Origin of the sequence: Pseudofrankia sp. EUN1h (assembly GCF_001854645.1) — a bacterium.
GTDB classification, from domain to species: domain Bacteria; phylum Actinomycetota; class Actinomycetes; order Frankiales; family Frankiaceae; genus Pseudofrankia; species Pseudofrankia saprophytica.
Genome location: NZ_MBLN01000046.1, coordinates 1 through 25,229 on the forward strand (window position 1 = coordinate 1; position 25,229 = coordinate 25,229).

Genomic DNA, 25,229 nt, shown 5'->3' on the forward strand with positions numbered 1-25,229 from the left:
CCACCACACCCCTTACGACGAAGCCACCGCCTGGCCCAGCCAGACCGACCAGAAGATCGCCGCTTGACAGTTAGAACCGTGGGATATCTAGGACGCGCCCCTCTCGGGTGGCGGCAGCTGGTCGCGCATGCGCCGCAGCAGTGCCTCGTGGCCCAGGTTGCGCAGGACGTAGGCGCGGCCGGACCGGCCGAGCAGCCGCGCGCGGTCCGGGTCGGCGATCAGTCCACAGACCTCGTCGACGAACGACGCCGGCTCGTCCGCGACGAGAAGGTGGGTGCCCGCCTCCCAGCTCAGCCCCCGGCTGCCCGTACGGGTGCTCACCACCGGCGTGCCGAGCGCCATCGCCGCGACAGCCTTGATGTTCACCCCGGAACCGGACCGCATCGGGTTCACCGACACCGTCGCCGCCGACACGTACTCGTCGGTGCTCGGGACGTCGGTGTACAGCTCGACGCCGGTGACGCCGCCCAGCCAGTCGGCGAGACCGGGCTCCGGCCGACGGCCCACCACCTGGAACACCGCGTCCGGGTAGCGCGCGCGAATGCCGGCCCAGCAGTTGTCGACGAACCAGTGCAGCGCCTCGATGTTCGGTGGCGTGTCGAGCGAGCCGACGAACACCAGCGTCGCGGGCGCCCGCCGGGGCTCGTCCGAGCCGGTGGCGGACGTGCCGCCCGGGGCCAGCACGTCGAGAGGCAGGAACGGCGGCAGGTGGAAGGTGGCCACGCTCGCCCGCTCGCTGCGCCAGAGGTGGTCCTCGATCGAGATGTCGCCGATCGCGGTCACCAGCGGAGAGTGGTAGAGCGTCCGCTCGGCCAGCTGGAGCTTGCGGTACTCCATCTCGTAGGCGGCGGCGCGCGGCCCGGAGGAGCTGCGCGCCAGGGCCTTGAAGAACTCCGACTCGATGTTGTGCGCCCGCACCAGGTGCGGGAGGCGCCAGATCCGGGCGATCTCCTCGCCGAGATGCGACCCCCGGTAGCTGTAGCTGATCACGGCGTCCGCCCGCGGCGGGGTGGCCTGAAGCGCCCGGCGTAGCGACCCGACCGGCCGGGAGGCGTACATGTACGGCTGCGCGCGCAGGTGGGCCAGTGGGCTGGAGTCTCGCGGCAGCCGAATCACCGCGGCACCGGGGACGGCCGCCTCATATCCCTCGACATCGAGCTCGTCGCGGGTTGGAACCAGCAGCTGCATGCGGATGCCGGCGTTCGAGGCCGCCGTCAGGAAGCCGAAGGTCTCGACCCGCCCGCCAGCGTCGGCCGGCAGGAACGGCTCCTCGACGACCACGATCCAGCGTTCGGCGTCGCTCACGGCGCTCACTGTAGCCCGCGGGCAAGTGGTGCCTACCGGCCCATCCCCTCGGGATGTTGTCCGTCCCGAGTGCTGTCATCCACGGCTCGCGGTCCGTGCGCGGGCAGGCTGGGCGACGCGGCGCGGTATCGCCGCCCGTCGGGCGGCTTTGGCTGGTGGCGCTGGATCCGCGGCGATCTCCGTGAGTGTCCGGAAACACATCTGTCCGTGTGCGGCGCGGCGCGCGACGCCCCCATCGACCCCTGGTAACCCAAGGCAGCTACGGTTACTTGTCATGGCAGGAGTGCGGGCCCTCGGCCGTGGCGCCACCGTCGCCCTTCTAGGGGCGACGACCCTTTGGGGTCACGTTCTGTATCCGGTTTACATCGGGCTGAAGAGCAGGGGTCTCACCCCGGAGACGCCGACGGACCCGGACGAATGGCCGTCGGTGAGCGTCGTCGTCGCGGCATACCGCGAGGCCGCGGTCATCGGCACCAAGCTCGACGAGCTGCTGGCCACCGACTACCCGGGCTCCATGGAGATCATCGTCGTCGCGGACGACGAGGACACCGCCACCGCGGCGCGGCGCGCCGGGGTGCGGGTGCTCTCCTCCGGCGAGCGGCTGGGCAAGGCGCGGGCCGTCAACCGCGGGGTCTCGGCGGCCACCAGCGACATCGTGCTGCTCACCGACGCCAACGCGGCGCTCGCGCCCGGGGCGATGCGCGCCGCCATGCGGCACTTCGGCGACCCGACCGTCGGCGCCGTCGCCGGCGAGAAGCAGGTCGACGACCCGCAGGGCGCGCAGGGCTTCTACTGGAAGTTCGAGTCCTGGCTCAAGCGCTGCGAGTCGGCGACGGGCGCGACCATCGGCGTCGTCGGGGAGTTCCTGGCGTTCCGGCGGGAGGCCTTCCGCCAGCTGCCCGGTGACACGGCGGTCGACGACGCCTGGCTCGCCCTGGACGTCCTCGAGAGCGGCCTGCGGGTGATCTACGAGCCCGAGGCGTACTCGATCGAGACGTCGAGCCCGACCTACTCCGAGGAGTGGGAGCGCCGGACGCGGATCGTCGCCGGCAACCTCGACATGATGTGGCGGCGGCGCGCGACCATGGCGCCGGGGGCGCTGCAGGTCACCCCGCAGCTGTGGGGGCACCGGGTGGTGCGCTCCTCCTTCGGCCCGATGGCGCATGTCGCGCTGGTGGCGATGAGTGTCCCGGCGGCGCGGCACAGCTGGGCCGCGCGGCTGTTCCTCGCCGGCAACGTCGTCGGCGCGACCAGCGCCGGCGCGCTCGCGGTGGGCAGGACGCCGCCAGGCCCGACCAGGCTCGCCGCGCAGGTGTTCTTCCTGCAGGCGGTGGCACTGGGCGGGGTGCGCCGTTTCCTGGCGCACGACCGGCCGGCGGTCTGGCCGAAGCCGGAGCGGCTGGCCCCTGCCTCGGCGGGGGCGCCCGCCCTGACCGCGCCGGGCGAGGAGCCCGCGCCGGGCGGTGGCGCCGCGCCGGCCGCCCCCACCACGCGGGGCGCCGTCGACGCGGGTGAGCCGGTCATCGGCCCCGAGGCGGCGGCGACGGGCCCGATCATTCTGCCCCCGGGCTTCGGGTCCGGGCGGATCTACGACCCCGAGGCGTTCGAGCAGGGCGAGTACAAGGGTGGCATCGGTTCCGCGCGGCCGCAGGGGCAGGCGCGGACGTACGGGCCGGCGCAGTAGGCCGGCGGCAGGAAGGCCGGACGGCGCACTAGGGAGTTGTGACGGTGACCGACCAGTGGACCACCGCGGGGGAGCACGACGCCGAGACCGCCGGGGCGAAACCGGCGGTGCCGAGGCGCGCGGAGACCTCGGGCGAGGAGCCGGGCCTGCGGCCGTCGTGGGTCAGCGACCGCCAGGCGGGCCCGGGCGAGCACGGACCGGCCGTCGACGGGTTCGCCAAGGCGGCCTGGCAGACTGAGCCGGTGGCCGATCCACAGTGGGCGTACGAGGTCGTCATCGTCAGCTTCCACAGCCGTGGTCAGCTCGAACAGATGCTTGCCGGCCTTCCTTTGGACATTCCGGTCGTCATCATCGACAACGCCAAGGGAGCCGACCGGATCCACGAGCTGGTGGCGGACCGCCCGAACGGCCGCTACCTCGACTCGGGCGGCGGCAAGGGCTTCGCCAAGGCCGCCAACATGGGCATCCGGTCGTCRGCCTACGAGTACGTCATTCTCGGTAACCCCGACAGCCGGCCGACCGTCGAGATCATCGAGGCGCTGGTCGACGACCTGCGCGCGGATCCGACCCTGGTCACCAGCGCGGCGACGATGAAGGGGCTCGACGGCAAGCCGGAGCTCGGCAACGGCGGCTGGGAGCCCACCCCGCGCAGGGTGCTGCTGCACGTCCTAGGCGCGCACAAGCTCGCGCCGTCGTCCGCGCTGTTCGCGAGGCCCGTGCCCGGCCGGGCGATGGAGCCCGACTGGCTGACGGGCGCCTGCATGGCCGTGCGCCGGCAGACCTTCCTCGACCTCGGAGCCTTCGACGAGACGTTCTACGTCTACAACGAGGACATGGCGCTCGGCCGGGCGATCCGGGAGGCGGGGCTGCGCCAGAAGCTGCGCACCGACCTGCTGGTGCCRCACGGCGCCGGTGGCTCCGGCGCGGCCAAGACCTGGATGCTGCAGATGCGCGGCGCCTCGATGATCCGGTACATGCGCAAGCACAACGCCCCGGGCAGGGTGAACGCGATGCGATCCCTGCTGGTCGCCGGTTACGCCGGCCGGACCATGTTGTCTCGCGCCCGCGGCCGTACGTCGACGGCGCAGGAACATGCCGCGTACATCAAGGGCCTGCTGGTCGGACCGCCCAAGCCCTGAGGCCGAATCGGCGGCCGGTTCCGGGTGAGCCTGAACTTCTCAGGTGAGCCTGGATTCCGAGGCGCCCGCTGGTCTCGTTGTCGTCCGCTTGTCGTCCGCTCCGCCTGGGCGGGATGTCACGTTCGAGACCGGTCGTCTCCTGGGTGCCCCCGTTGTGGAAAACTGCCGGAAACCAGGAGGTGTCCGCGGTTCGCGGTGCTCCGTCGCCGCTCGCCGAAGGGGGCGCGCCCGTGCCACCCGCGCCCGCCCACGCCCGATGGCCCCGGCGCCGCGTCCTGCCCGGGCTGCTGGCGACGGCACTGACCGGCGGGATGCTGCTGGCCCCGGGCCTCGCCGGTGCCGCGCTCGCCACGCAGCGTGGGGACGGCCCGTGGTATGTGAGCGCGCTGCGGCTCGACGAGGCGCACCAGATCTCGACCGGCGCCGGCGTCGTGGTGGCCATCGTCGACGGCGGCGTCGACGCGACCGTGCCGGCGCTTGCCGGCCAGCTGTTGCCGGGCCTCGGCATCGGCCCGGACGCGGCGGCGGACGGGCTGCGCGACGACGACCCCGACGGCCACGGCACCTCGATGGCCGGCATCGTCGCCGCCCGCGCCGTCGGGCCGGGCGGCCAGCCGACCGGGTTCGCCAGCGTGGCGCCCGACGCGAAGATCCTCTCGATCTCCACCGGCCGGGAGACCGACTCCGACGAGGTGGCCGAGGCGATCCGGCTGGCGACGGACCGGGGCGCCAAGGTGATCAGCCTGTCGCTCGGGTCCTCCGGCCCTCCCGAGCCCGGCGAGCGGGCGGCCGTGCGCTACGCGCTCGCGCGCGACGTCGTCGTGGTCGCCGCGGCGGGCAACGTCGACTCCGACGACCACGACCCGGCGGACCACGCGATCAACTCGCCGGCGAACATCCCCGGCGTCATCGCGGTGACCGGCTCGAACCCCCGCGGTGACTTCTGGGACGGCTCGGCGAGCGGCCCGCTGGCGGTGCTCGCCGCTCCGGCGCCGAGCATCCGCGCGCCCGTCCCGGCGGCGCTGTCCCCGAGCGGCGCCCAGACCGCCGACGGGACCAGCAACTCGACCGCGATCGTCGCCGGGGTGGTCGCGCTGGTCAGGGCCGAGCATCCGGAGCTGGGCGCGCCGAGCGTGATCGACCTGCTCGTCAGGACGGCGGACGACAAGGGGCCGTCGGGGCGCGACGAGTGGTTCGGCTTCGGCGTCGTCGACCCGGTCGCCGCGCTGCGCGCCGTGCCGCTGCAGGTCGCCACGAACCCGCTGCTGGTCACGCCGGCCCCGCTCGAGCCCGGCCCGCTGAAGACCGACGAGGATGCCCTGGTGGGTGCGGGCGCGGCCGGCGAACGAGGCACCGGCGCCGCCGTGCCGACACCAGCGGCCCCGGGCGCCGCGACGAGCGCCCCCGCGGGCCTGGCCGGGGCGGGCGGGGACTCGAGCCCTGGCGTGCTGGCCTGGGTGGGTGGCCTCGCCGCCGCGGTGCTCGCCGGCATGGCGGTCGGCATCGGCGCCTTCGTGGCGAGGATGGCCCTGCGCCGCCGCGGCACCCCACTACCGCCCGGCGGGGCCGCCTGGTCCTGACGGGACGGCCCGTCGCCCGGTGGGGAAGCCGATCTTGCCGATACCGGCTCGGTAGCATGGGGGAATGACGAGCGCGCTACTGGAGGAGCTGTCCTGGCGTGGGCTGATCCACGACAGCACCGATCCCGCCGAGCTGCGGGACCATCTCGACGGTGGCGCGCGCCGTGTCTACATCGGCTTCGACCCGACGGCGCCGTCGCTGACGATCGGCAACCTGCTGCCGATGACCCTGCTGATTCGCGCGGCGCGAGCCGGCGTGGCGCCGGTGGTGCTCTTCGGCGGTGGCACCGGCCTCATCGGTGACCCCTCCGGGAAGTCCGTCGAGCGCACTCTGCTGTCCGCCGAGGACGTCGCCGCGAACGTCGCGCGCCATCAGGAGCTGATGCGCGGCATCTTCGCGCGAGCCCTCGAGCCGGAGCAGATGCCGCAGTTCGTCGACAACGCGGCCTGGCTCGGCCGGCTCGGCATGATCGAGTTTCTGCGCGACGTCGGCAAGCACTTCCCGGTCGGCGAGATGACCAGGCGGGACACGGTGCGCCGCCGGCTGGACGACCCGAATATCGGCCTCTCCTACACCGAGTTCAGCTACGCGCTGCTGCAGGCGTACGACTTCCGCCGGCTGTGCGAGGACCACGGGGTCACGCTCCAGATGGGCGCGTCCGACCAGTGGGGCAACATCGTGGCCGGCATCGACTACGTGCGCCGGGTGCTGCGCACCCCGGTGTACGGGATCACCTGCCCGCTGCTGCTGCGTTCGGACGGCACCAAGTTCGGCAAGTCCGAGAAGGGCGCGGTCTGGATCTCCGCCGACCGCACCTCGCCGTACACCTTCTACCAGTTTGTGATCAATCTCTCGGACGAGGATGCCCGCCGGTTCGCGCTGTTCTTCTCGCTCACCGGCCGGGAGACGTTGGAGAAGCTGTTCGCCCAGCACGCGGAGACCCCCGCGCGCCGGGCGCTGCAGCGCCACCTGGCCCGCGAGATGACCACGCTGGTGCACGGCGAGGCGGCGACGGAGGCGGCCGAGGCGGCCTCGGAGGCGCTGTTCCGGGGGGACGTGCGCGCCATCGGCCCGCAGATGCTGGGTGACGTGTTCGCCGACGTGCCCAGCATCGACGAGCCGGCCGCCCGGCTCGAGGGGGACGGCTGGCCGGTCGTCGACCTGCTGATCGCCGTCGGTCTCGCCAGCAGCAGGCGGGACGCTCGCGAGCACCTGGGCAACGGCGCCGTCCTCGTCAACGGCACCAAGGTGGCCGACCCCGCGGCGACCCTCGTCACCGCCGACCTGCTGCACGGCTCGGTGATCCTCGTGCGCCGCGGCCGCCGCGAGTGGCGCGTGGTCCGGTTCTCCTAGGCGGCTGGTTCGCCGGCGGCGTGAGCCCTTACCGGATCCGCCACCGGCCGGCTCGTGGTCCGTGCGTTGTCTCCCGCCCGGGCCGCCGTGGGACGCGTCGCTGCCGGTGTCACCCTGGCCACCAGCAGGTCCGGTGCCGGCGACCGTCGTCGCTGCCGCGCAGCGTGATGGTCTCGCGACCTGGGCACCGCTTGGGGGGCGGCGGTCGCGGCGGCCGTCGCGCCGGTCGGTACGGTTCTGGTCGGGACATCGGCCGTGCCCTGAGCCAGCGGCGCGCATCCGTGGTGGCGCGTGTCCGGACATCCGGCCGATGTGGAGTAACAGCCCAGCGGGCCGCGGCCGTCCGGTCACGTGGCTGGGGGGCATGGGGGCCGCGGCGCCCTGGAGTAGCGGGAGGACTCGCGCATGAAGGTGCTCGTCACGGGCACGGAGGGATACCTCGGCAGCCTGCTGGCGCCCGAGCTGCTTCGCGCCGGCCACGACGTAATCGGCGTCGACACCGGCTACTACAAGTTCGGCTGGCTCTACCGGGGCACCGACCGGACCGCGCTCACCCTGGACAAGGACCTGCGCAACCTCACCGTCGAGGACCTCGCCGGGGTGGACGCCGTCGTGCACATGGCCGAGCTGTCCAACGACCCGCTCGGCGCGCTGGCACCCGACGTCACCTACAAGGTGAACCACCAGGGCTCGGTGCGCCTGGCGACCCTCGCCAAGCAGGCCGGTGTCGAGCGGTTCATCTACATGTCCTCCTGCAGCGTCTACGGCGTGGCCACCGGCGAGGACGTCACCGAGCGGTCCGGGGTGAACCCGCAGACGCCGTACGCCGAGTGCAAGGTGCTCGTCGAGCGTGACGTCATGCCCATGGCGGACGACACCTTCTCTCCGACCTTCCTGCGGAACGCGACCGCGTACGGCGCCTCGCCGCGGATGCGGTTCGACATCGTGCTGAACAACCTGTCCGGCGTGGCCTGGACCACCGGCGAGATCGCGATGACCTCGGACGGCACCCCGTGGCGGCCGCTGGTCCACGGCCTGGACATCGCCAAGGCGATCAAGTGCGTGCTGGCCGCGCCGCGTGACGCCGTGCACAACCAGGTCTTCAACGTCGGCGACAGCTCGCAGAACTACCAGGTCAAGGAGATCGCCGACGCCGTCGCGAYGGTCTTCACCGGCTGCAAGCTCTCCTTCGGTGACAGCGGTGGGGACAACCGCAGCTACCGGGTGAACTTCGACAAGATCCACGCCGAGCTGCCTGGCTTCTCGTGCGACTGGAACGCGCTGCGCGGCGCCCAGCAGCTGTATGACGTGTTCTCGAGGATCGATCTCGACGAGGCGACGTTCACCGGTCGCGGTCACACCCGGCTCAAGCAGCTGCAGTACCTCATCGCCACCAAGCAGCTCGACGCCGACCTCTTCTGGACATACTGATGATCATCACCCCGACCGAGATCGACGGGGTGTTCATCGTCGACGTGGAGTCGTTCACCGACGAACGCGGTCTGTTCGCCCGGACGTTCTGCCGGGACGAGTTCGCCGCCGCCGGGCTCGCGGTCGACGTCGCCCAGTGCAGCGTCGCCTACAACCGGCGCGCCGGGACGGTCCGCGGCATGCACTGGGCTGGCGAGCCGGTGCGCGAGACGAAGCTGGTCCGGGTGACCAGGGGCGCGCTGCTCGATGTGATCGTCGACACTCGGCCCGGCTCGCCGACCTGGCTGCGCCACGTCGCCGTCGAGCTGACGGCGGACAACCGGCGGGCACTGTTCATCGACGCCGGCCTCGCTCACGGCTACCAGACCCTGGCGGACGACACCGAGGCCACGTACCAGATGAACGTGCCCTTCCAGCCGGGCCACGACCGGGGGCTGCGTCACGACGACCCCGTGCTCGGCATCGACTGGCCGCTGCCGGTCAGCGTGATCTCCGACAAGGACCGGTCCTGGCCGTTGCTGGCCGCGGATGCCGCCGCCGCGGAGGTGGGCGTCAGGCAGGCGTAGCCACCTTCCGCGTCCCGGCCGGTACCGGGCGAGTCGCCCTTGTACTCGGCATGTGCCTTCCCGGGCCAGCGAGAGACGGGCGATACCATGACGTCGCGAGAGGGTCCAGGCCACACGCCTGACGGGCGCGCGTGGCTCGCAGGTCGTGCCCGTCAGTTAGTGGGATCGTCACATCTGTCTGGTCGGATAGTCGGCGGATGCGGCGCTCGGGCCAAGGGTCCGGGCACCGCGAGGCCAACCTACCGGTCTCGGCCGAGCGCCGAGCCGTAAGACGACGAGCAACGAGACCGAATGTCCGGCCGGGCCACCGAGCCGGGCCCACAAGGCAGGGGAGCGCATGGCAGGGGAAGCGGCCGCGGCCACCGAGGTGACGACRTGCCGGTCGTGTGGGGGCGAGCGGCCAAGGCTGTTCCTGTCGCTGGGTGCGACGCCGATCGCCAACCGGCTGGTCCGGGCGGACGCGCTGGACGCCGTCGACCCGAGTTTTCCGCTCGAGGTCGGCTTCTGCGAGAGCTGCGCCCTTGTCCAGCTCACGCACGTGCTGCCGGCCGACCAGATCTTCGACGAGGACTACCCGTACTTCTCGTCGTTCTCCGACATGCTGGTCCGGCACGCCGAGAAGCAGGTCATCGACCTGATCGAGAGCCGCAACCTCGGGCCGGACAGCCTGGTCGTCGAGGTGGCGAGCAACGACGGCTATCTGCTCAAGGCGTTCGTCGAGCGCGGAATCCCGGTGCTCGGCATCGAGCCGACGCCGGGCCCGGCCGCGGCGGCCCGCGAGATCGGCGTGCCGACGCGGGAGGAGTTCTTCGGCGCCGAGCTCGCCCAGCGTCTCGTCGACGAGGGCCTGCGCGCCGACGTGATCATCGCGAACAACGTGATGGCGCACGTGCCGGACCTGAACAGCTTCGTCGAGGGATTCTCGATCCTGCTCAAGGATGACGGCATCGTCAGCGTCGAGAACCCAGGCGTGCGCGCGCTGCTCGAGCACACCGAGTTCGACACCGTGTACCACGAGCACTTCTGCTACTTCTCGACGATCGCCGTCGAGGCGCTGATGCGCCGCCACGGCCTCGAGCTCGTCAGCGTCACCGAGTTCCCCGAGCTGCACGGCGGGACGCTGCGCTGGCGGGCGGGCCGGTCCGGCGCCGCGGCGCCGGATGACTCGGTGGCGCGCGTGCTGGCGGGCGAACGGGCCGCCGGGCTGGACTCGTTCGAGCGATACGGCAGCTTCGGCGCCGAGGTCCGCGAGCTGCAGGACCAGCTGCGCGCGCTGCTGGCGGACCTGAAGGCGCAGGGCAAGACGGTCGCGGCCTACGGCGCCGCCGCGAAGGGCGCCACGCTGCTCAACTCGACCGGCATCGACACCGAGCTGATCGACTTCGTGGTCGACCGCAACGTGCACAAGCAGGGCAAGTACATGCCGGGCGCCCGGCTGCCGATCCTGCCGCCCGAGGCCCTGGCGGAGCGGCAGCCCGACTACCTGCTCCTGCTCGCCTGGAACGTGAAGAACGAGATCATGGCGCAGCAGGCTGAGTACGCGGCGCGTGGCGGCAAGTTCATCGTCCCCGTGCCGCGCCCAGTCGTCCTGTAGGCCGCGGATGAGGACCACGAGGCGGGCCACCGTGTTCGCCGGCCTCGAGGAGCGGCCCGCCGAGTGCCCGCGGCGCTGGCCTGGGGAGCGCGCGCACCCCCACCACCACGCGTCGGCGCAGGCACCCGCGTCCCGGCCGGTCGTCACCGTGCGCGGTGCCTCTCCGTGACCGACCTGGACATCGAGGACGACCGGGAGCGGCCCCGGCGTCCCCAGCCGGACGGCTCACGGCGGGACGCTCCCGCGGGCCGTCCCTGGACGCCCGAGGTGGAGCCGCGCGGCGCGGCGGCGCCCGGGCCCGCCGCCGGGCAGCGGCCGCCGGCGCCCGCCGGCCCGGGGGAGCCGCCGCGTGCCCGCGGCGACGACGCGCGCGCCCGTGATGACGTTCACGCCCGTGATGACGTTCACGCCCGCGACGACGCCCGCCCCCGCGACGACGATCCGCGGGCCGGACGGCCCGTCCGGCCGGGCGGGCCCCGCCGACCCGCCCAGGTCGACCCGCCCGAGCCACCTCGTAATCCTGACCGGCCGGAGCCGCCTGACCGGTCCGGGCGGGCCGAGCGGGCCGGCCGAGCGCGCCCCGACGGGCCGGCCGCCGCCGAGCGCACCGAGGTGATCTCGCGCGCGGACGCGCGTCCGAGCAGTCCTGCCGCCCCAGAGCGCACCGAGGTGATCTCCCGTCCGGACGTGCGCTCGAGCAGCCCGGCCGCCGCCGAGCGCACCGAGGTGATCTCCCGCGCCGACGCGCGTGGGGAGCGCACCCGCGTCCAGCGCCCGGTTGGTGATCATGGAGCCGCGCCGCGCCGCGCCGTCCCCACCACCGCGCCGCCGCCCGCCGAGTCGTTCGTGCCCGCGGCCGCGCGGAAGCCGGGGCGCCAGGGCGGCCAGCCCGCCTCGCCGGCCGGACCGGCCGCGGGACGCCCGCGGGACGGGCAGGACCCCCACCCCCACCCCCACCGCCGGACCGGGACCGGCAGGCCGCGGGAGGAGGGGCAACAGACACCCGCTCGCTCGCGCGAGGACCACGTCCTGCCTCAGCCCTTCCAAAACGGCTTCATGAACAGCTTCACCCAGACGATCGACCTCACCGCGCTGCGCCGCCGGCTCGAGGAACAGGACGCGGCCGGCCGCACCGACGCCACGGCCCGGCTGCACGGGCGAGACCGGACCGGCGCCGATTCGGACGGCACCCAGCTCCTGCACCGCGACCCGGCCGGGCACCGCCGGCGGCCACCGGCGGACGGCGGGGACGAGCTGGGCCTGCGCGACCTGGACGCCGTCGAGGAGCCGCGCAAGCCCGCGGCGGCCACCTGGGCCCGCGGCGAAGAAAAAGCGCCGGCCAAGGGCTCGGTCCGCAGCCGCGCCATGTGGACGCTGCTCGACCAGCTCATCTCCAGCGGCACCAACTCGATCCTGATGTTCATCGTCGCGCGGGAGGTCACCAAGTCGGAGTTCGGCGCCTTCTCGGCCGCCTTCGCGGTGTTCGCCGTCGTCATCGGGTTCTCCAAGGCCACCGGCGGTCAGCCGTTGGGCATCCGCTACTCCGGTGCTCCGCGGTCGGTGTTCTCGGCCGCGGCGGCGAAGGCCACCGGCTCGGCGCTTGTGCTCGGCCTGATCGCCGGGTTCGGCTGCGCGGTGGTCGGCGCGCTGCTGGGCGGCGCGGTCGGCACGGCGCTCGTGACGCTCGCGGTGGTGCTGCCGGGCCTGCTCGTGCAGGACCTGTGGCGGCAGGTGTTCTTCGCGCAGGGCCGCCCGGCGGCGGCGGCGGCCAACGACGGGGTCTGGGGCGTCGTCCAGATCGTCGGCGTGGCCGTGCTTCTGGTCCGCCACGTCGCGCTCGCCTCGCCGATGCTGCTCGCCTGGGGCGCGGCCGCGGCCGTGGCCGCCCTGATCGGCGTGGTGCAGGCCGGGTTCTGGCCCGCCCCCAGCCGCGCGTTGGACTGGGTCCGCGAGCACCGGGACATCAACGGCTACCTCGCGGCCGAGTTCGTCACCGTGCAGGGCGCGCTGAACACCACCCTGCTGGTGATCGGTGCCATCAGCACGATCGAGCTGCTCGGCTCGCTGCGCGGCGTGCAGACCGTGCTCGGCCCGACGACGATCTTCGCGATCGGCATCGTCAGCTGGGCGATTCCGGAGTTCTCCCAGCGCAAGGACATGAGGGCCGCCGCCCGGGTGCGTGCGGCCTACCTGCTGTCCGCGGCCGTCGCCGCCATGGGCATCGTCTGGGGCCTGGCCTTCCTCGTCTTCGGTCAGATCGAGACCGGCGGGATGCCACTCGGCGAGCATCTGCTCGGCCCCACCTGGGCCGGGACGCACCACCTGCTGGGGCTTTCGATCATCCAACAGGCTGGCGCGGCGTCCACAGTAGGGGTGAGCTGCATGCTCATCGCTCTCGGCCGAGCCAAGGACACCTTCCGCCTGAACGTGATCATGGCGCCGCAGCTTCTGCTCTACCCGGTCATCGGCGCGCTGGTCGGCGGCGGGACCGGCGCGGTGATCGGTTTTATCGCGGCCAACTGGGTCATGGTGCCGGCGTGGTTCCGGCTGCTCGGCCGCGCCGCGAAGGAGGCCGAGCAGGCGTGGGACGAGACCCAGGCCGCGCAGGGACAAGGGCCCCGCGATCCCGGGGCCGGGGGAGACCAGCCGGACCGGGTGGATGACCGGCTGGAGCACAGCGACCGGCGGGACCGGCGCGGCGAGCGGGACCGGGACCAGCGGCCCGGTCAGGGACGCGGCGCGCCGGCATCAAAGCACCTGAGCGTGGAGTGAGTCACATGCGGCTGTACGTAGTCTGCCGATCGGTCGGTTCTGAGAACGCGAAGAACCGGCCGAGTTTTTACAGCAAGACTCTCGCGTTGGCCTCGTTGTTGCGCGCGGTGGAGAACGTCGATATTCCCACTCAGGTGGTGTTCGCGAACGACGGGCCGATCCCGCCGGAACGACTGGCGATGATGTCGGGCGCGGGAGAGGTGCTCCCGATCAGGGGCGGCAGCAACCGTTCGTCCTACCGACTCGTGCTGCGCCTCCCTCGGCAACGCGGCTGGGCCGAGAACGATCTCGTGTGGTTCGCCGAGGACGACTATCTCTACGCCGCCGATGCCCTGGCGGGCGTCGTGGCCGCCGCGGGCAAGCTGCCCGAGGCCGACTACTTCACCATCTACAGCCGGCTGCGGTTCGCTCCCGGCGCGACCCGCCGGCGTCCGACGATCTCGGCGCTGGACCGCGCCGAGGGCGACGACGAGGCCGTGCCGATCGGCCGGGCTCGCTGGTACCGGGCCGTCAGCTCCACCAGCACCTTCGGTGCCTGGGTGCACACGATCGTCGCGGACGAGCGGCTGCTGCGGACGGCGCCTTTCGTCGGCGGAGCCTTCGACCACGCGACCTGTCTCGCCTACCAGGGCTACCGGCCGTTCGGCCTCTCGGAGCTGGGCGGTGAGCCGCTCGACGAGCCGGACGAGCACCCGGCCGTGAAGCGGTTCGCCCGCCGGGTCGCGCTGACCGGGGTGCGCAGCACGCTCAACGCCGTGGCGCTGACGCGGCCCGAGCACAGCCGGCGCGTCCTGGTCGCGCCCGACCCGGACCTGGCGACGCACATGGAAGAGGGGCAGCTCGCTCCGGGCACCGACTGGGAGGCGGAGGTACGGTCCGTCGAGGAGTGGATGCACGCCGCGTTGAAGTAGGCGGCGTCCACGCGCGAACTCCCGGGGATTGGCGGGGTGTTGCCGCCCTGGCGATTTGTGCCTCGGCCGGCTGGGCTATGCTCACATTCCGGGCCTCAAGGTCAAGAAAACTGCGGTCGTGAGGTGTTGGTCGTCGTGCAGGTGCCCACCGTTGTGAGGTGCCAGAGCGCGCCAAAACGGGGCCGCTCGGTGGCTCCCTCAGGATCGCGGAACTCCACCGCGTCAAGTGGAAGTGAGGCGGAGCGGTGAGCTCAGCTGGTTCTCAGACGGGCGACGGCGGGAACGCGCCGGCGTTGTCACTGCTGCGGGTCCTCGGGCGCCGCTGGTTCCACATCGTGATTGCTGTGGTCGTCGCGGGCGCGCTGGGTCTGATCGTCAGCATGGCGGTCACCCCGACCTACAAGTCGACCGCTCGCGTCTTCCTCTCCACCGACGCGACCGAGGCKGGCGGCTCCGTCGACCTCAGTCGAGTGGTGCAGACACAGGCGGAGCTGGCCACGTCGAAGCAGGCCGTCACGCAGGTGGCGACCAAGCTGCACCAGAACCCTGGTTATGTCGCGGCGCACGTCACCGCGGTGCCGGCGGACTCCGCCTACTACTTCACGATCACCGCGCTGGCGGACACCCAGCTCAGGGCGAACCAGCTGGTCAGCAACACCCGGGACGTCTACAAGACCCTGCTGACGAACTACAACGGCGGTGACCAGGCCACCGTCGACGCGCTCCAGAAGGCGTGGAACGAAGTACGGACGCAGCTCGGCGCCGCCACCCCGGGCAGCCCGAACTACAACGTTCTCAACGACACGTTGACCAAGCTGAACACGAAGCTCACCGACGCGAAGGTGGCGCAGGCCATCTCGGCGACCACGGTCGGCTTCACCGAGGACCCGAACGACGCGGGCCGAATCGCGCCCAAGCCGTTCACCAGCGTTCTGATCGCCGGGCTCATTGGGCTCTTCGTCGCCATCGCCGTCATCTGGGTCCGCTACCTGCGCCGGCCGACGGTGCTCGACGGCCGGGCGGCCGCAGACTCCCTCGGCGCGCCGCTGATCGTCGGCGCCTCCGGCGTCACGCCAAGCATCGACACGATCGTCTCGGCGATGGCGGCGGTGCTCTCACCGACGGTCAAGGTCGTGGCCCTCACGCCGGCGGCCGCCGGCGACCTGACCTCCGAGACGGTGGCCGGCGTCGCGGCCAGCTGGTCCGACGACCAGGGCGTCGTGCTCGTCCTCGACGCCTCGCCCAGCTCCGAGGTCCGTTCCATGCTGGAGCGGCTGCCGCGGGCGACCTCCGGGGAACTGCCGCGGTGGGCGCACGAGCCGACCTGCCTCGCCCGGTCCTCCGGGAGCGGCCGGGGCCATGTGCTCTACAACCGGGTGTCGCCGTCGCGGGCGTCCCGGCCGGGCGGGCTCGCGCCCATCCTGGCCGACCGCGCGCCGGTCGTCGACCTCGTGCTGCTGCTGACGCCGCCGCTGACCGACCTGCCGATGACCGCTGCGTCCGCGCTGCAGGCCGACGCCGTCGTCGTCATCACCTCGCCGGACACCCGCACCGACGAGCTCGCGTCGGTGCCGCGGGACTGGCCGGCGCTCGCGGAGCGGATCGTCGGCGTCATCCACGCCGAGCGGGGCGGATTTCGCCCCTCGACGATAGCGGCGGAGACCCGTGGCGGCGCCCGCCCGACCGTCGGCGGCACCATCGACCGGGATCTGGACCACCGCGACGGCGACCCCGAGGTCACCGACCGCTACGCCCGCCCCAGCGGCGGCAGGGAGTACTAGGAACAAAGCTCGGGTTCAAGCCCGGCCCAGGGGACATCGTCCCCTGGGCCGGGCTTTTTCTTTCGTCCTCCGTGTCGCACAGGGCGGCGGCGGGGGCGTGCGTGCGTTCCGGTGTGACCGCGTTGCCGCGTTGCCGGGGCCCCGCTGCTGCCGCACGTGCTTCAGCCCGCCTGAACCTTCAGCCCGCCTGAACCTTCAGGCCCGCCTGAACGTGCTTCAGGACGCCTGAACGCCGCCCCGGAGGGCGGGGGCTTCGGCCAGAGACGTCCCCCGCGGAGTCCAGGTGGTGTGCGACCTGGGACGTAGTGGGGTGTCTCTGCTCCGCGTCGCTCTTCGCGGGTGCGCGGGACGCGGCTGGTGAGCCCCGAGCGAAGCCGACGGGTCTCTGGATGCCCTCGCCCAGACGGCCGGCGACCCGACCGCGCGGTGAGGCCGGCAGGATGGCATGAGGTTCGAGCGCCGGTGCCCTTCTCGAAGGCGCCCTTGTCGACCCGGCGACCTGCGTCCTGAAACGAATGAGCCCCTTCAGGCCAAGGTTGGCCTGAAGGGGCTCTCACCGAACCGTGCCCGCGAGGTCGGGGGCCGTGGGATCCGGCCGAAGAACGTCAGTGCTGCTCGGCGTAGCTCCGTTGCGCGGGGACCACGGCGCGCCGATAGGCGGGCTTGCGGGAGACCAGCGGATGCAGGTCCTCGCAGAACCAGGTCAGTAGCAGGAGGACGAGGTAGCCGACGACCGGGCTGAGCAGGCTGCTCGACAGCACGAAGTAGAAGAACAGAAGAGAACCGGACAGCACGAACGACGGCGAGCCACGAATGAACGCGGTGGCAAGGAAGAGCAGGAAGGCGACGCCGCCGATCAATCCGTACTCGAGGATCAGCTTGGGCACGAGCGCGTAGTTCAGCGGCAGCCCGGTCCTGGCGAGGAAGGCGGCTGAGTCACGGTCGGACCAGCCGGGCCCGTGGCCCACCAGCGCCGTGCCCGGATGTTGGGAGAGGTCGTCGTACATCCGGGTGTAGGGCTGCACGAACCGCAGGCTGCCGCTGGACTGGCTGGAGGAGGTCTCCGTGGCCCGGGAGGCAAAGATGTCGGCGGCCGGGGTGAGGGACAGCACCGCCACGATCACCCCCACGATGGCCAGCGCGGAGACCGTGAACCTGACGCCCTTGTGGACCGCGAGCAGCACACCGGCGACCCCGAGGAGCAGTACTCCGGTACCCGACACCGTGCTGAGGATGGCCAGCAGGTACAGCGGGTACCGCCACCAGCGCATCTTGCGCAGCACCCCGACGACCAGGCCCATGGCCAGGAACTGCGAGGTGTACGACGCCTCCAGCCCGAGGAAGGCGTTCGACTTGTAGAGCGTGGAGCCGTACCGCACGGGATACGAGGTGTTGAAGTCGTGCGCCAGGAACTGCGACGGCACGATGCTGGCGRGGACGTCCGAGTACTTCCAGCCGACCAGCTGGAGCGCGAACTGCAGCACGGCGAGGCCGGCGAACACGGAGGTCATGATGACGAACCGGTCGAGCAGCCGGGGCAGGAGCACCTTGCTGTGCGCGCGCGACAGCCCCAGGCAGAACGGCGCGTAGACGGCCACCAGTAGCAGCAGCGAGTTCAGCGAGACGTTGTCCTCGCCACGCGTGAACGCGAGGAACGCGACGGCGCAGCAGACCGCCATGGCGATCAGGTAGGCCCTGGTGCGCACCAGGTGGATGCGCAGGCCGCCCCGGGCCACCATCAGCAGCATGCCGAACAGGACCACCGGTAGCACCACGGAGACGCCGGTTCCCCCGACGGGGACCGAGATGCGCTGCAGGAACAGCTCGCAGAACATCAGGACGGTCAGGATGCGGAGAGTCGACCGGTCCGCCTCGGCCGCACGCTGCGCCGCATCCGGAGTCGGGATCACCCAGGTACGCGGGATGCGGGTGGTCAGCGTCGTCACCATGTCCGGCCGTCTCCTGTCGACCTTGTGTGGTCTGCCACTACCACTCCATCGCTAGGCGGCCGCCGCGCGGCCTGTACGGTGCTGGCCGCTGCCGCGGCGTCTACGTTGCGGGCCGAGACCGCGCCCGTCGGGAGCCTTGGGCGCGCTCCGGGCGGGCGGTTCGACTCATACAGTGACACCTGGGTGTTTGCCCGGGCGGAAGTCGCAAATATGAGCATCGACGCCGTCAAGCAGTTCACTCTATGCCGTCTTTGCTGGCGTCCCGGCGCCGGGGGCGCCGGGACGCCAGCCCACAACGGCCAGGCTCCAGCTGGGAACTTGGTGGTGGGCGGCCGTCGTCGTGTCTAGGTGACAGGTAGGTGCCTAAGTCGGCGAGTCTTACGTAAGGTAAGGGTTGTCGACGGCAGGGCGCTCTCGTGACATCCGGTCCGCCGGTGTGCAGATCGCGACGCGCCCGGGGRGGGACGCCGAGCGGCATCGCCGTCATGAAGGGAAAACGGGTGGGGGAGCGCCATGGCACAGGTCGGGGGTCGGGCGGGTCATCCCCGTCGACCGTGGCCGCTGGGAGGGCGCCCGCTCGCGCCCCCAGGCGACGCCGGGCGGGTGGTCGCGCCATCCGGGCGGGGGCCGCGCTGACGGCCGTCCTGGTCGCCCTGGCAGGGCTTGCCGCGTGTTCGAAATCGGACAAGGACAAGTCCGACAAGCCCAGCCCCGCCATCGCGTCGCTTGGTGGCCTGGGTGTGCGCTGGATGTCCGGCGCGAACGCGAACTACCCGATGGACATCGACCAGTGGGCGAAGTGGACCGGGCGGCCCGTCGACCTGGCGCTGATGTTCGTCACGCGCGACAGCTGGGCCAATTTGGTCTCCCCGCACTGGCCGCTGGATGCCTACACCRGGGACAAGTGGCCGGGTCAGATCTCGGTCGCCGTACCGCTCTGGCCGGTCGACCACAGTGGCGCGCCGGTCGACGGCGCGAACGAGAACGACTGCGCCGCCGGCGCCTACGACCAGTACTTCGCGCAGCTCGGGGGAAACCTGCAGAAGTACGGCCGCCCCGACGCGATCGTGCGGCTTGGCTGGGAGTTCAACGGCGACTGGTTCAACTGGTACCCGCGCGATGTCGAGGTCTGGAAGAACTGCTACCAGCACGAGGTGGCCGCGCTGCGCTCGACCGCCCCCGAGGTCCAGATCGACTGGACCATGAGCATGCACCGCGACACGTTGCCCGACGGGACCGATGTCTGGGCCGCCTACCCCGGCGACGACTACGTCGACATCATCGGGGTCGACTACTACGACATGGCCCCGCCCGCGCCCACGGAGAAGATCTGGGACGACCTGTGTGACAACCCGTCGGGCCTGTGCAACATCGTCAAGGAGGCCCGGGCGCACGGAAAGAAGTTCTCCGTGCCCGAGTGGGGGGTCGTGAGCGCCAGCGACGGCGGCGGCGACAACCCCTTCTTCGTCGAGAAGATGTACGAGACGTTTCGGGCGAATACGGACGTTCTCGCCTACGAGTCCTACTGGAACAACCACGAGCCCGACAACGTCCACTCGTCGTTGCTCAACCCGGTGCTGAACCCGAGGTCGGCGAAGCGCTACCAGCAGCTTTTCGGCGCGGGCTGACCGGTTCCGCCGAGGCCGGGACCTGGGCGCACGGCGGGGCTCCTGGGAGATGCCGGTCCACCTGGCGCTCGCGCGCCGCGCGGACGAATCCGGACTGGCCATATCGGGAACGACCCGCTATGTCCTCATGACCGCCCGCGCGATAACCTGCTCCCAACGTGCGCCGGAAGGTCGCAGGCGCCGCCGCGCCAACAGCGCTCACATCATCATCAGGTCGGCGGGCGAGCCGAGACTGGTGCTCTGATGTGGCCTGCGCTGGTTTCGACCCCGGGCACATCGGTCGGACCTGGAGGCCCGAAACATGGGGGAGCAGATCAACCGACAGCTGGGCAGCGCACGGCGGGTGGTGAACGAGCTCGGCCTTGGCCCGGCGCTCAAGGCGGTGCGCCGCAACGTCCTGCCCACCGCCCGGCGAAACGCGGTCGACGACAGGAACCTCGCGCTGCTGCTTGCCTTCGTGCTGGACGCGGAGGCGAACTGCATCGATGTGGGGGCGCACCGCGGCGACGTCCTCCGGGTGATGGTGCACAACGCGCCGCGCGGCCAGCACATGGCCTTCGAGCCGATTCCGGACTTCTACGAGGACCTGCGTGCCGCGTACCCGTCCGTGGTCGTGCGCCGCGCCGCGCTGTCCGATCAGGTGGGCACCAGCTCGTTCGCGTACGTGCGCAGCCGCCCGGCCTACAGCGGGCTGCGTGAGCGGCTGCCGGAGGGGACGGAGGAGGTCGAGCACATCCAGGTGGACGTCGAGACCCTCGACGACACCGTGCCCGCCGACTACTCGCTCACCCTCCTCAAGATTGACGTCGAGGGCGGTGAGTACGGGGTCCTGAAGGGCGGACTGAAGCTGCTGACCCGGTCTCGGCCGCATGTCGTGTTCGAGTTCGGGTCGGCCGCCCGCGAGTACGGCACGACGCCCGACCAGATGTACGACCTTCTCGACGGCGACGTCGGCCTGCGTATCTACGACATGACCGGCGCCGGCCCGTACACCCGTTCCCAGTTCCGGCAGATCTTCGAGTCCGGCCGGCGGTTCAACTTCGTCGCCCACGCCTGACCGTCGTCGCCCGGGCCAACCATTCAAAGAGTGGTCCGCGCGGGCGGGATGCGCGTTCGGGACGCTGACGACCGCGGCTCTTCGGCGCGGGTTGACCTGCGCCTGCCGGCCGCAGAGGGCCCAAGGGCCCTTCGATAGGCTCATCTCGGTCATCGATCGAGTCGGGTCCGGGTGCGCGGGGGATCCGGGTGCCGCGGAGGAGTGGTGATGGACGGGTCCAGCGACGGCGAAGCCGGTGGTGGCGGCGCGGGCTCAACTGCGCGGGCGGTGACGGCCGTGCGGGGACTGGTGCGGCCGGCCGCGCTGCGCGAGGGAGCCCTGCAGCCGGCCCGCTCGGCCTACCGGCGGGCGTGGATGCGCCGCGGCCGGGACATCACCCGGGCGATGTCCCGGGCCTCGTGCCTGGTGGTCGCTCCGCACCCCGACGACGAGACCCTCGGCTGCGGGGTTTCGATCATGCGCAAGCGGGAGGCCGGTACCCAGGTCACCGTGGTGATCGTCAGTGACGGCGCGGCGGCCGAGCCGGCGTACCTCCCGCCCGCCGAGCTCATCGCCCTGCGCAAGGAGGAGGCCCGCCGGGCGGGCAGCCGCCTCGGGCTGCGGGCGGCGGACATCCGCTTCCTGGACGTGCCCGACACCATGGTCGGGGAGCACGTCGACGAGGTGGCCGACCGGCTCGCGGAGCTGATCAAGGAGCTGGGGCCCGAGCAGCTGCTCATCCCGACCTCCTGCGAGGGCCACCCCGATCACGACGCGACGAACGTGGCCGCGCTCGAGGCCGCCAAGAAGGCCGGATTCACCGGCCAGGTTCTCGAGTACGGCGTCTGGATGTGGACGCACTGGCCGTGGACCCGCGGTTATGGCACCGAGGGGTACACCCCTCGGCGCATGCTGCGCGACCCGATGGACCGTATCCGCGAGGTGCGCCCGCTGCTGGTGGGCGCCAAGGGCTACCGCGCGCGCCAGGCATACGCGCTCGCCGCGCACAGCAGCCAGGTCAGCGGCCCGAACGGGGGCGGGGCCACCCTGCCCAGGTCGCTGCTCGCGGCCACCCGAGGCCCCTTCGAGCTCTACCTGGAAGCCGGAGCGCTGTCACACCTGAACTTCACGCGGGCCTGAACTCGAGCATCTCCCGGAGGCCTGCGTCTCTCGCGGGCTTGAGTCTCTCGCGGGCCAGTCTCTCGCGGGCGAGAATCTCCCGCGTGCCTGAGTCTGGCCCGCGCCCGGCCGCCAGTCGGCGGTCGCGGCGGTCGCCGGTCGTGCCCGGTCGGCCCGCGCGGGCGTCTGGACGCCCGCGTACGGTCGGCCGGCGGCTGGGGAACCGGCGGCCGGGGAATCAGTGCTGGGCGTCCTCGGCGGGCTTGTCGTGCTGGAAGCGGGCGACCGCCTCCCGGTAGACCGCCTCGCGGTCGCGGGCGATCTGGAGTGGATCAAGACGAGCCGCGCCGGCCCGGCCGTTCGCCCCGACGGTCTCGGCGAGCTTCGGGTCGGTCAGGTAGGCGGCGAGCGCGTCGGCGAGCGCCTTCGGGTCCTCCGGCGGGACCACGTCGCCGGCGTGCCAGTCCTGCACGAACGGCGCGATGCCGGTCCGGCTGGTGGTCACGACCGGGCGGCCGGCGGCCATGCCCTCGACCGCCGCGATGGAGAAGCTCTCGAACCGGCTCGGCACCGCCACCACCCGGGCCTGCCCGTAGACGTCGGCGAGCTCGCGCTGCCCGACGTGGCCGGTGAAGACGACCGGCACGTTCAGCTCGTTCGCCCGTCGTTCCAGCCAACGCCCGGTCGGCACGCCGTCTATGTGCCCGGACGAGCTGCCGGCGAGGATCAGCTTCGCGTCGATGTCCCGGGCGGCCAGGATGGCGAGCGCGTCGAGGAGGACGTCGATGCCCTTGTTCGGCTCCAGCCGGCCGACGGTGGCGACCACGGGACCGGTGCGACCCACACCCGACACGGCCGCCCAGGGGCTCGCGTCGAACGGGTTCGGCACGATCGTCACGTCCTGGCGGCGCAGCCAGCCGTACGGGCGGACGGTGTCGACCAGCAGCTGGGACGGCGAGGTGACCACGGTCGCGTGGTCGGAGGTGATGCGGTCCAGCCGGTCGGCGATCCGGCCGCGGACGGACAGGTGCGGGCTCGCGAGGCGCAGCGTCAGCATGGTCGGCGCGTGCATGTGGACGACGACCGGGCAGGACCGGGTGACCACCTGCATCAGCGCGCGGGTCTCGCCGTCCTGCGTCTCGATCACGTCGGGGTGCAGCCCGGTCTGCCGCAGGTAGGCGGCGTACGACAGGGTCAGGCTCATCCGTAGCGAGATCGAGTCACGCGGGTAGTTCGGGCCGGTGAGGAACCGGGCGTATTTGCCAAGGGCGCGGCTGATCGGAACGCGCAGGAGGGGGCGGCGATGCACGTGGACGCCGTCCACGACCTCGTCCACAACCCGGTGACCCTGGGCGCAGATTACGTGAACGTCGTGACCGATCGTGGCGAGGGCCGATGCCAACACAGCTGTGTAGATACCAGCGCCATCCCAGACAATCGGGGGATACTGCTCACAGAGGAACGTGATGAGCAACTTTCTCTCACCGTTCACGTTCCGACGCTCCATGCGGTCGACCTCCACCGCCGCCGCCGCCTGCGGCCCTTCGTTGGACCACCGGTGAATCACCGCACACCTCGGTTTCCGGACGCGTGGGCGCACCAGCCCATCGATGGTGCATGGACCGCGCGCTGGCCGTGCCGGTGGGCGAAGTCGGCAACGTCACTCTACTGTTGTCCGACTTCGGGGACATCAGTAGCTCTTCTTGGCCGGCCGCAGGTGGAGCTCGGTCACCTCGGCGCCGGGCGGCAGGCTCAGCACTCCCGCCACGACCTCCGCCACGTCCTGCGGCTGAACCAACAGCTCTGGTGCGTAGGGCCGGCCCTCCTTGGCGAAGATGGCCTCCTGCCGAGGAGTCGCGGTGCGGCCCAGATGGATGCCGCATACCCGGATCCCGTCCGCGTTCACCTCCTGGCGCAAGCTGTCCGTTATCGCCCGCATCGCGTGCTGGGTGGCCGCGAACTGGCCGGTGTTCGCGCCGGCCCGCACGCCCTGTGACGAGTTCACCACCACTACGTCGCCGCCGCCCGCGCGCAGCGCGGGCAGCAGCTCCTGGGTGAGAGCGTAGGGCGCCCGCACGTTCGCCGCGTACAGCGCGTCGAGATCCGCGATCTCGGCGTCGGCGTGCGGGCCGCTGGCGTAGCCGCCGGCACTGTGGACCAGGAGGTCCACCCTCGGACCGGCGAGCAGGCCCGCGACCAGCGCGGAGCGCGCCTCGTCGTCGGTCAGGTCGACCTGCGCCGGGCTCAGCTGACCGGCCATGCCGGCCCGCGTCGCCCGAGCGGCGGCGCCCGGCAGGGCGTCCAGGCGGGTCTTGTCCCGCCCGACCGCGGTCACCGCCGCTCCCTCGGCGACCAGTCGAAGCGCGATCGCCCGGCCGACGCCGCTGGACGCGCCGGTGACCACCGCGACCCGGCCAGCCAGCCGCTGGCTCGCCGAGCCTGGCTCGGAGGTCACCGTGTCCCCTCGTAGACCAGGATCGCGTCCGCCATCGGGGGGACCTCGTCGTACTCGAGGCACACGTCCTCGGGCAGCCGGGTGAGGTCGGTCGCGCGCAGGTAGTCCCGCATGGTGGTACCGGTGCAGGCCGAGTCGGCGTTCGGCGCGCCGATGTGGCCGAGCACGTCGTCGTGGTGGACCGTGCGGAAGTCGATGCTGAACCGGGTGCGCCCGGAGGTGTTCGGCACCGACGAGTGCAGCTGCTGCGCGGAGAAGATGAGCATTCCACCGGCCGGGGCGATCACCCTGGTCTGCGGGAAGAGCTCGACCTCCTCCTGCGGCTTCGGCTGCACCCGGGTGTCGCTCTTGATGTGCTTCGCGGCCGACGCCCGGTTGGTCGCGTTCCATTCGTAGTAGTTGTATGTGGAAGAACTGTTCTCGACCGGCCGGCCAAAGTACTTCGGGTGGAAGGCCAGGCCGTTCTCGGGGACGATGTCGAACACCGGGAACCACCAGTTCAGCTGGCAGAACGGCGCCGAGTACCAGGTGTCCCGGTGCGGGTGGAACGCGTAGGCGATGCCCGAGGTGAGGTAGTCGTCGCTGGTCGACGTGCGCAGCCGGGGCACGTCGAAATAGGTCTTCTCCGGGTCGGCGCCGTGCTCGACGAGCACCTCCCGGATCAGCTCCTTGCAGCGCGGGTGGTGGATGAACCGCGGCTTGAGATCGGCGAGCAGCGCGGCATAGTCCTCCACCTCCATGTGGTACTGCGCGGTCTCCGGGTCGAGGTCGCCGAACGCGTCGCGCACCAGCTCCCTGGTGAACTCGACGAACGCGAGCGACGCCGGCTTCGGCCCGTAGACGAACAGGTCGCCCGCGTACAGGCGGGCGCGCCGCTCGTCATCGGACAGCGTGGACTCGACCAGTACCGTGCTCATCAGACTCC

19 protein-coding genes are annotated in these 25,229 nt (G+C 71.8%); 14 read left to right on the plus strand and 5 right to left on the minus strand.

The features are described 5' to 3' along the window. Nucleotides 1–87 precede the first annotated feature (87 nt). Nucleotides 88–1,305, minus strand: a complete 1,218-nt coding sequence (locus BCD49_RS12380) for a glycosyltransferase family 4 protein (protein ID WP_035927145.1) — start codon at nucleotides 1,303–1,305, stop codon at nucleotides 88–90. Between the two features lie 274 nt (nucleotides 1,306–1,579). On the opposite strand from BCD49_RS12380, the gene BCD49_RS12385 reads away from it, so the two are divergent. From BCD49_RS12385 to BCD49_RS12430, 11 genes are all read left to right on the plus strand, one after another. Further along, nucleotides 1,580–2,989 (plus strand): glycosyltransferase family 2 protein, encoded by a 1,410-nt coding sequence (locus BCD49_RS12385; protein ID WP_007519991.1) that lies wholly within the window; start codon nucleotides 1,580–1,582, stop codon nucleotides 2,987–2,989. 242 nt (nucleotides 2,990–3,231) lie between these two features. Beyond that, the gene (locus BCD49_RS12390; protein WP_027140410.1) at nucleotides 3,232–4,128 is read left to right on the plus strand and encodes a glycosyltransferase family 2 protein; all 897 of its coding nucleotides are present in this window, start codon (nucleotides 3,232–3,234) and stop codon (nucleotides 4,126–4,128) included. 230 nt (nucleotides 4,129–4,358) lie between these two features. Continuing rightward, nucleotides 4,359–5,708 (plus strand): S8 family serine peptidase, encoded by a 1,350-nt coding sequence (locus tag BCD49_RS12395; RefSeq protein WP_007519988.1) that lies wholly within the window; start codon nucleotides 4,359–4,361, stop codon nucleotides 5,706–5,708. A gap of 64 nt (nucleotides 5,709–5,772) precedes the next feature. Beyond that, nucleotides 5,773–7,062 carry a tyrosine--tRNA ligase gene (tyrS, locus tag BCD49_RS12400; RefSeq protein ID WP_007519986.1) on the plus strand — a complete coding sequence of 430 codons (1,290 nt, stop codon included), beginning with the start codon at nucleotides 5,773–5,775 and terminating at the stop codon, nucleotides 7,060–7,062. A gap of 405 nt (nucleotides 7,063–7,467) precedes the next feature. After that, complete coding sequence (locus BCD49_RS12405) at nucleotides 7,468–8,493, plus strand: NAD-dependent epimerase/dehydratase family protein (protein WP_071041502.1); 1,026 nt, start codon at nucleotides 7,468–7,470, stop codon at nucleotides 8,491–8,493. Further along, nucleotides 8,493–9,059, plus strand: coding sequence for a dTDP-4-dehydrorhamnose 3,5-epimerase family protein (locus BCD49_RS12410; protein WP_007519983.1), 567 nt, complete (start codon nucleotides 8,493–8,495; stop codon nucleotides 9,057–9,059). The genes BCD49_RS12405 and BCD49_RS12410 overlap by 1 nt, the downstream gene beginning before the upstream one ends. A gap of 337 nt (nucleotides 9,060–9,396) precedes the next feature. Continuing rightward, a complete protein-coding gene (locus tag BCD49_RS12415) occupies nucleotides 9,397–10,653 on the plus strand; it encodes a class I SAM-dependent methyltransferase (protein WP_007519981.1) in 1,257 nt (418 codons plus the stop codon). 7 nt (nucleotides 10,654–10,660) lie between these two features. Next, nucleotides 10,661–10,822, plus strand: a complete 162-nt coding sequence (locus tag BCD49_RS43515; protein ID WP_157845199.1) for a hypothetical protein — start codon at nucleotides 10,661–10,663, stop codon at nucleotides 10,820–10,822. Next, a complete protein-coding gene (locus tag BCD49_RS12420) occupies nucleotides 10,819–13,425 on the plus strand; it encodes a hypothetical protein (protein ID WP_051466207.1) in 2,607 nt (868 codons plus the stop codon). The genes BCD49_RS43515 and BCD49_RS12420 overlap by 4 nt, the downstream gene beginning before the upstream one ends. Before the next feature lie 5 nt (nucleotides 13,426–13,430). Next, the gene (locus BCD49_RS12425; protein ID WP_007511419.1) at nucleotides 13,431–14,336 is read left to right on the plus strand and encodes a hypothetical protein; all 906 of its coding nucleotides are present in this window, start codon (nucleotides 13,431–13,433) and stop codon (nucleotides 14,334–14,336) included. 245 nt (nucleotides 14,337–14,581) lie between these two features. Further along, on the plus strand, nucleotides 14,582–16,117 hold the full coding sequence (locus tag BCD49_RS12430) for a Wzz/FepE/Etk N-terminal domain-containing protein (protein WP_007511421.1): 1,536 nt from the start codon (nucleotides 14,582–14,584) through the stop codon (nucleotides 16,115–16,117). A gap of 605 nt (nucleotides 16,118–16,722) precedes the next feature. On the opposite strand, the gene BCD49_RS12435 is transcribed toward BCD49_RS12430, so the two are convergent. Further along, complete coding sequence (locus BCD49_RS12435) at nucleotides 16,723–18,066, minus strand: hypothetical protein (protein ID WP_071041503.1); 1,344 nt, start codon at nucleotides 18,064–18,066, stop codon at nucleotides 16,723–16,725. A 749-nt stretch (nucleotides 18,067–18,815) separates the two neighbouring features. On the opposite strand from BCD49_RS12435, the gene BCD49_RS12440 reads away from it, so the two are divergent. From BCD49_RS12440 to BCD49_RS12450, 3 genes are all read left to right on the plus strand, one after another. After that, nucleotides 18,816–19,694 (plus strand): glycoside hydrolase family 26 protein, encoded by an 879-nt coding sequence (locus BCD49_RS12440; protein WP_241832310.1) that lies wholly within the window; start codon nucleotides 18,816–18,818, stop codon nucleotides 19,692–19,694. 301 nt (nucleotides 19,695–19,995) lie between these two features. Further along, nucleotides 19,996–20,751: an FkbM family methyltransferase gene (locus tag BCD49_RS12445; protein ID WP_007511427.1), complete on the plus strand. Its 756-nt coding sequence runs from the start codon at nucleotides 19,996–19,998 to the stop codon at nucleotides 20,749–20,751. 207 nt (nucleotides 20,752–20,958) lie between these two features. After that, nucleotides 20,959–21,870, plus strand: a complete 912-nt coding sequence (locus BCD49_RS12450; protein WP_007511428.1) for a PIG-L deacetylase family protein — start codon at nucleotides 20,959–20,961, stop codon at nucleotides 21,868–21,870. A gap of 217 nt (nucleotides 21,871–22,087) precedes the next feature. Here the strand turns inward: BCD49_RS12450 and BCD49_RS12455 are convergent, their stop codons facing one another. The 3 genes from BCD49_RS12455 to BCD49_RS12465 all read right to left on the minus strand — a co-directional run bounded on the left by BCD49_RS12455 (nucleotide 22,088) and on the right by BCD49_RS12465 (nucleotide 25,221). Then, nucleotides 22,088–23,356, minus strand: a complete 1,269-nt coding sequence (locus BCD49_RS12455) for a glycosyltransferase family 4 protein (protein ID WP_198535956.1) — start codon at nucleotides 23,354–23,356, stop codon at nucleotides 22,088–22,090. Nucleotides 23,357–23,539: 183 nt separating this feature from the next. Continuing rightward, entirely contained in the window at nucleotides 23,540–24,304 is a 765-nt protein-coding gene (locus tag BCD49_RS12460) for an SDR family oxidoreductase (RefSeq protein ID WP_007511432.1), read from the minus strand. After that, nucleotides 24,301–25,221, minus strand: a complete 921-nt coding sequence (locus BCD49_RS12465; RefSeq protein ID WP_007511435.1) for a hypothetical protein — start codon at nucleotides 25,219–25,221, stop codon at nucleotides 24,301–24,303. Before BCD49_RS12465 ends, BCD49_RS12460 begins: the two co-directional genes overlap by 4 nt. Between the last annotated feature and the right edge of the window lie 8 nt (nucleotides 25,222–25,229).